Consider the following 6100-nt stretch of genomic DNA (forward strand, 5'->3'; position numbering starts at 1 on the left):
TATTTTTTTCTGTCTTTTACTCATATTACCTCGCCCTCTATATCCTCCACCGGCGGCCTCATCTCGCCCGCCCCTATCGCCGCCGCGCGCGTTGCGCCGCAAGCGAGGCGCGTCTCTTGAAGGCAGGATTGTTCGCTGGCTGTTCTTCGGCTGCGCGCTCATATCCGTCCTCACCACTATCGGCATCATCTTCACGCTGGTCTCACAGGCGTTTGGCTTCTTCCTGGAAATGCCGGTTAACCTCGCTCAGTCTGAGATCAGTCAGATTGAGACTAGGATCGAAAGAAGCGAGTCGTCGGCGGAAATAGCGGAACTGGAGCAGGGCCTTCAGGTCTGGAACGGACGGCTCGAGCGCATCGAGAGCCAGAGCCCATTTTCGTATGTCGAGCGCGGCGTTGTATCCGCTTGGGAGTTTTTCACAGGCACCCGCTGGACCCCGATTCTGAAGCCTCGCGCCTACGGCGTGTTGCCGCTGGTAGGGGGCACGCTGCTCATTGCTGCGATCGCGGCTTTGGTCGCGCTGCCCGTCGGTCTGGCGGCGGCGATTTTTCTGTCTGAATACGCGCCGAACAAGGTGCGCCGCATCGTCAAGCCCGTGCTTGAAATCCTGGCAGGTATCCCGACGGTCGTGTACGGCTACTTCGCCCTCACATTCGTAACGCCCCTGCTAAAGATACTCTTCCCTGATATGCTGGTTTTCAACGCACTGAGCGCGGGACTCGTGATGGGCGTGATGATTATTCCGATGGTCTCTTCGCTTAGCGAAGACGCCATGAACTCGGTGCCCAACTCGCTGCGTAACGGCGCGTATGCGTTGGGCGCGACACGCGTAGAAGTGAGCCTGCGCGTGGTCGTACCCGCCGCGCTGTCCGGCATCGTAGCGTCGTTCATCATCGCCATATCGCGCGCCATCGGCGAGACGATGCTCGTTACCATCGCAGCCGGAGCGACGCCGAACCTCACCATCAACCCGCTCGAAAGCATACAGACGATGACAGCGTTCATCGTGCAGCTAAGCCTCGGCGAAACACCGCACGGCTCGCTCGAGTACAACACCATCTTCGCGGTTGGCTTGCTGTTGTTCTTCATCACGCTGGTGATGAACCTGCTCGGGCATTTCATCGTTAGGCGCTGGCGGGAGAAGTACTAATGCAGCAGACAGCGGCGATGTTCAAGCCTCGCTTACCGTTCCGGAAGAAAATGGGCAGCGTGATATATGTGATGTTCCTGCTCGCCACGATGATAGGCATCGTCGGGCTGGTGGTGCTGCTGGCGCAGGTGCTGGCGGAAGGCGCGCCGTGGCTCAATTGGAACTTCCTGAACTCCTACCCATCGCGCCACCCGGAAGAGGCAGGACTGAAATCCGCCCTCTGGGGCAGCGTCTGGTTGATGGGGCTCACCGCGGCGTTTGCCATTCCCATCGGCGTCGGCGCGGCGATATACCTCGAAGAGTATGCAGTGCAGAGCCGTCTGACCGGCTTCATCGAGATAAACTTGTCCAATCTCGCGGGCGTGCCGTCTATCGTATATGGCTTGCTCGGACTGACACTGTTTGTGCAGTGGATGTTCAGCGGCGAGCGCGTGCTGCTGGCAGGCGCGATGACGATGGCGCTGCTTGTGATGCCAATTGTCATATTAGCGTCGCGAGAGGCGATCCGTGCCGTGCCGGATACATACCGGCAGGCGGGTTACGCGCTCGGCGCGGAGAAGTGGCAGGTCGTAAAAGGCATAGTACTTCCGCAGGCGCTGCCGGGCATTCTCACCGGCACAATCCTGGCGATGTCTCGCGCGCTTGGTGAGGCGGCGCCGGTGATCGCGATTAGCGCGCTGGTGTACCTGACATTCGTGCCGGCGCACCCCCTGGAGCAGTTCACCGTGCTGCCAATACAGATATTCAACTGGACATCGCGACCACAGGACGAGTTCCGTGGCATAGCGGCGGCGGGCATCGTGGTGCTGCTGGTCGTGCTGCTGACGATGAACGCGGTGGCGATTATATTGCGGGATAGGTATCAGGTGCGGTCGGATACATAAGAACGCATACGACTGGCAGGCAAACAAGACGATTTCACAAATGCAGTTTATACTTGTCATTTCGGCAATTCATCCTTGTCATTTCGAACGAAGCGAGAAATCTAAAGTCGGAAACATGTTTGCCTGCAACGATTTCAGATTCCTCACTGTGTTCGGAATGACAAGAACGGCGCGGAATGACAACTATTAGGGATTTGTGAAATCGTCTCGGCAGACGGGAACTGACATCAATATGCAGGTCATACGGGATAGGACGGGCTTTCGCGACAGCCCACTATCAGGTGAGGTCGGATGGTTAATAACAGCGCAGCCGAGCCGAACGGCAACATAGTTCTTGGCGCGGAGGATGTCAGCGTAACCTACGGCAGCTTTCGAGCGTTGCGGGACATCCACATGGACATCAAGCGGCGCGAAGTTACCGCGCTTATCGGTCCGTCCGGCTGCGGCAAGAGCACGCTGCTACGCTGCTTCAACCGCATGAACGACCTTATACCGGGCACGACTATCGGCGGCAGCATACTGTTCGAGGGCTACGATCTCTATGGCGCTGACGTGGACCCGACCGAGATTCGCTCGCGCATCGGCATGGTGTTCCAAAGGCCCAATCCGTTCCCCAAGTCCATCTATGACAATGTAGCGTTCGGCTTGAAGATTAACGGCTACCAGGGCAACTACGACGAAGCTGTCGAAAAGTCGCTGCGGCAGGCGGCGCTGTGGGACGAGGTGAAAGACCGCCTCAACACGAGTGCGCTAGACCTGTCCGGCGGGCAGCAGCAGCGCCTGTGCATCGCGCGCACCATCGCCGTCGAGCCGGAAGTGGTGCTGATGGACGAGCCGGCGTCCGCGCTCGATCCCATCGCAACGCTCGCCATCGAAGGGCTCATCCGCGAGCTGAAGGTCAATTACACCATCGTTATCGTTACACACAACATGCAGCAGGCAGCGCGCGTCTCCGACGACACCGCGTTCCTGATGGTTGACGAGCAAAGGTGCGGCTATCTCGTGGAGTTCGCGCCCACGCAGCAGATTTTCACCAACCCGACGGACGACCGCACAGAGGCGTACATCACCGGCAGGTTCAGCTAGACCGGCCCCATCACAACGAGATAGGCGCATCATTCCATCTAAATATATCTCCATTATGTCCCATTCAGTTGACGCACATTAAGGACAGAGGCAATGCCGAGAGCAGAATTTGATCGCGACCTGCAGATGGTTCAAGACGATCTGCTAATGATGGGCAGCATGGTGGAGAAGGCTATCGGACGCTCACTCGACGCGCTGAAGAACCGCGATTTGGAGATGGCGCGCGAAGTGGTGCGCGAAGACGACATCATCGACGACAAGCAGTACGAAATCGAAGAGCGCTGCATCGACCTGATAGCCACGCAGCAGCCGATGGCGGTTGACCTGCGCGTGCTGGTAACGGTGATGCGCCTCGCCAGCGAACTTGAGCGCATGGGCGACTACGCAGAGGGAATAGCGAAAATCTGCCTGATGATGGGCGACGAGCCGCCGCTGAAGCCGCTGATAGACATCCCGCGCATGTCGGATATGGCGTCCGACATGCTGCGCCGCAGCCTAGACGCATTCGTCAACCGCGATGTCGTATCGTCGATGGTTGTGCAGCGGGACGATGACGACATAGACGCACTATATGAGCAAGTCTATCGCGAACTGCTGACATTCATGCTAGGCGACCCTGCGGTCATCCGCCGCGCCACTTACCTGCTCTGGACCGCACACAACATCGAGCGCATCGCCGACCGCACTACGAACATCGCCGAGAATGTCATCTACATGGTAACCGGCCAGCGCAACTCCGAAGTAACCGCGTAGATATCCTTGCCCCAACAATGCCCTTCCCTGAATCGCTGCGCTGCGGGTTGTCATTCCGAACGCAGTGAGGAATCTTGCATCCTAAACTTCGTATCGGCTTGATTTACGGCAGGGATTTCAGATCCTTCACTCCGCTACTCTGTGTTTGGAATGACAACTGAAAGACCACATCCTGCCTAGCCATCCTGTTAGATCGTATGCCTGTGCAGCTTCTCGAAGAAGTCGGCAAATATCGCGCTGCGGTCAAGCCAGTCGATTACTCGCATCGGGTGGCGTGTTGCGATTGGGACATAGCGCAGTTCGTCGTTCAGGATTGGCGCGGGCTCGATGTGCGTCCTGAACCAGCCCGCGTCCAGCAGCCATGCGCCCGGCGCGAGATCCCAGATAGGCTTGCCGCGTCCGGGGAAGTCCGCCACGAAGTCTTCGTAGAGTTGGAACAGGTAGTCGCCGATTTCGCCGTATCCCTGCACTTGTTCCATCATTTCCCAGCGCGTCGTGCTCAGCAGCTCAGATACGCCGAACCCAGTAACTTGCACCAATGCGACGCCGCTGTCGAAGACGGTTTGTGCCGCCCGCATATCCTGGATGAAGTTGAAATCGTGAAAGTCCGATGCATGTCTAGGCCAGCCGCCGAGCGCGACGACGCAGATACGCTCGCGGATGCGCGGCTCCATCAGGATGGCGGACGCGACATTCGTCAGCGCGCCGAGAGCGAGCACATACAGCGTTTCGCCGCGCTCACGCATCGCGCGGTTGACGATGTTCTCCGCAGCCTCGCTGGGCACGGGTTCGCCGCGGGTCGCCGTCATAGTCTGCCGAGAGCCGCGCATCACGGGACCATCGTACTTGACCGGCGAGAGCGCCAGCACACGCAAAATCTCCTCGTAACTCAGCTCCATGCCGTGCTCGAAATCGTTCGTATTGCGCACAGCCGCGTGAAAGCCCGCCGCCTGAATCGTCTCAATGCGCATCTCCGGCGACATAAGCGCGTGGATAATGGCGAACTGGTCGTCCACCTCATTCCAAGTATCCGTATCGATAATCACGCTGCAAGCGCCATCCGGCGGCTCCAGCAAGCGCACAGTGGTAGAAATGTCAATGGGCGGTAGTGTGGTAGTCATAAGCGGCAATTCACGCTCAGCTCAGGTTCGCTCGAAGGTATAATCGATAGGCGCAGTCTATTCGACGGCTCGGTATGTCTTGTTGCGCTCATCTATCTCTATCGTCCGGTACTCTCCGCGCTCGATTTCCGCGAAGCCTTCTTCTATGTCGGCGGCGTACTCCTCCGACATAAGCTTTTCGCGTTTCGCACGCGCCTGCTCCGGCGATTCCGCCTGATTTTCTTTAGTAACCAACAGGAACCTCCTCCTAGATTCTGCGGTTTCGAAATGCCAGCGTAGAAGACTTAAGGCGCAATGTCAATTCTTGCATTACTGGACAGAATATGCAGGATAAGGCACACAATTTCATCCTGTCCATCCATGTAAAGAGACGATTTCACGAATGCAATTTACGCCTGTCATTTCGAGCGAAGCGAGAAATCTGAAGTCGGAAACAGGCTTGCATGCGACGATTTCAGATTCCTCACCGCGTTCGGAATGACAACATTAGGGATTCGTGAAATCGTCTCGTCCATGTAGAACTATATCATTGACAGAGGCGAACAATTATTCTATATTGTGTGCGGAAGTGAGGAGGTGGAAGATGGCGTTTGTGGATGGCAGAGGGTCGCGGTTTAGGATTGCGGATGTGGGCGGCGCGATGCGCGATCTGTCGGCTTATGTCAGCGAGGTACGCGGGTTGCCGGGGGAACGCGCACTGGATGATGTTACCGCGCTGGGCGATGACGGCGCGCACTTTAATCTGAGCGGCGAGGCGGTGGCGTTCTCGCTGCGCGGCATATACGACGATACGGCAAACACCGGCACGGACGCCGTGCTGGGCGCGCTTCGATACCACACCGCTCCGACACCGTTTGAATACGCTCCGGCCGGCTTGGCGGCGGGCAATCCGAAATACACCGGCGATTGCTGGGTGCGCTCCTACGAAATCCACAGCCGTGCAGGCGAGGCGGTGTCGTGGCGCGCCACGCTGCAAGTCGAAGGTGCAACCGGCAGAAACGGAGGCAGATAAGGCACTTATCTTAGGGAATTATACGGAAAGGTTGACAAAATAACCAAGTCCTGCTATACTCAATATCAAGAAAGTTGAGATTGAAAAGCGTTAA

The 6100-nt window shown here is 57.5% G+C and carries 6 protein-coding genes; 5 read left to right on the forward strand and 1 reads right to left on the reverse strand.

The features are described from left to right. The first annotated feature begins 229 nt into the window (after nt 1-229). The 4 genes from pstC to phoU all read left to right on the forward strand — a co-directional run bounded on the left by pstC (nt 230) and on the right by phoU (nt 3873). Nucleotides 230-1150: a phosphate ABC transporter permease subunit PstC gene (gene pstC, locus F4X57_12390; GenBank protein ID MYC07948.1), complete on the forward strand. Its 921-nt coding sequence runs from the start codon at nt 230-232 to the stop codon at nt 1148-1150. Between the two features lie 17 nt (nt 1151-1167). After that, on the forward strand, nt 1168-2034 hold the full coding sequence (pstA, locus tag F4X57_12395; protein MYC07949.1) for a phosphate ABC transporter permease PstA: 867 nt from the start codon (nt 1168-1170) through the stop codon (nt 2032-2034). Between the two features lie 291 nt (nt 2035-2325). Continuing rightward, nucleotides 2326-3120 (forward strand): phosphate ABC transporter ATP-binding protein, encoded by a 795-nt coding sequence (gene pstB / locus F4X57_12400; GenBank protein ID MYC07950.1) that lies wholly within the window; start codon nt 2326-2328, stop codon nt 3118-3120. A gap of 93 nt (nt 3121-3213) precedes the next feature. Further along, nucleotides 3214-3873 carry a phosphate signaling complex protein PhoU gene (gene phoU, locus F4X57_12405; GenBank protein MYC07951.1) on the forward strand — a complete coding sequence of 220 codons (660 nt, stop codon included), beginning with the start codon at nt 3214-3216 and terminating at the stop codon, nt 3871-3873. A gap of 188 nt (nt 3874-4061) precedes the next feature. On the opposite strand, the gene F4X57_12410 is transcribed toward phoU, so the two are convergent. Next, nucleotides 4062-4994 (reverse strand): nucleoside hydrolase, encoded by a 933-nt coding sequence (locus F4X57_12410; protein MYC07952.1) that lies wholly within the window; start codon nt 4992-4994, stop codon nt 4062-4064. Between the two features lie 583 nt (nt 4995-5577). On the opposite strand from F4X57_12410, the gene F4X57_12415 reads away from it, so the two are divergent. Beyond that, a complete protein-coding gene (locus F4X57_12415) occupies nt 5578-6006 on the forward strand; it encodes a hypothetical protein (GenBank protein ID MYC07953.1) in 429 nt (142 codons plus the stop codon). Nucleotides 6007-6100: the final 94 nt, after the last annotated feature.

The organism is Chloroflexota bacterium (genome assembly GCA_009840355.1).
Classification (GTDB): Bacteria; Chloroflexota; Dehalococcoidia; order Lucifugimonadales; family JADFKI01; genus Bin90.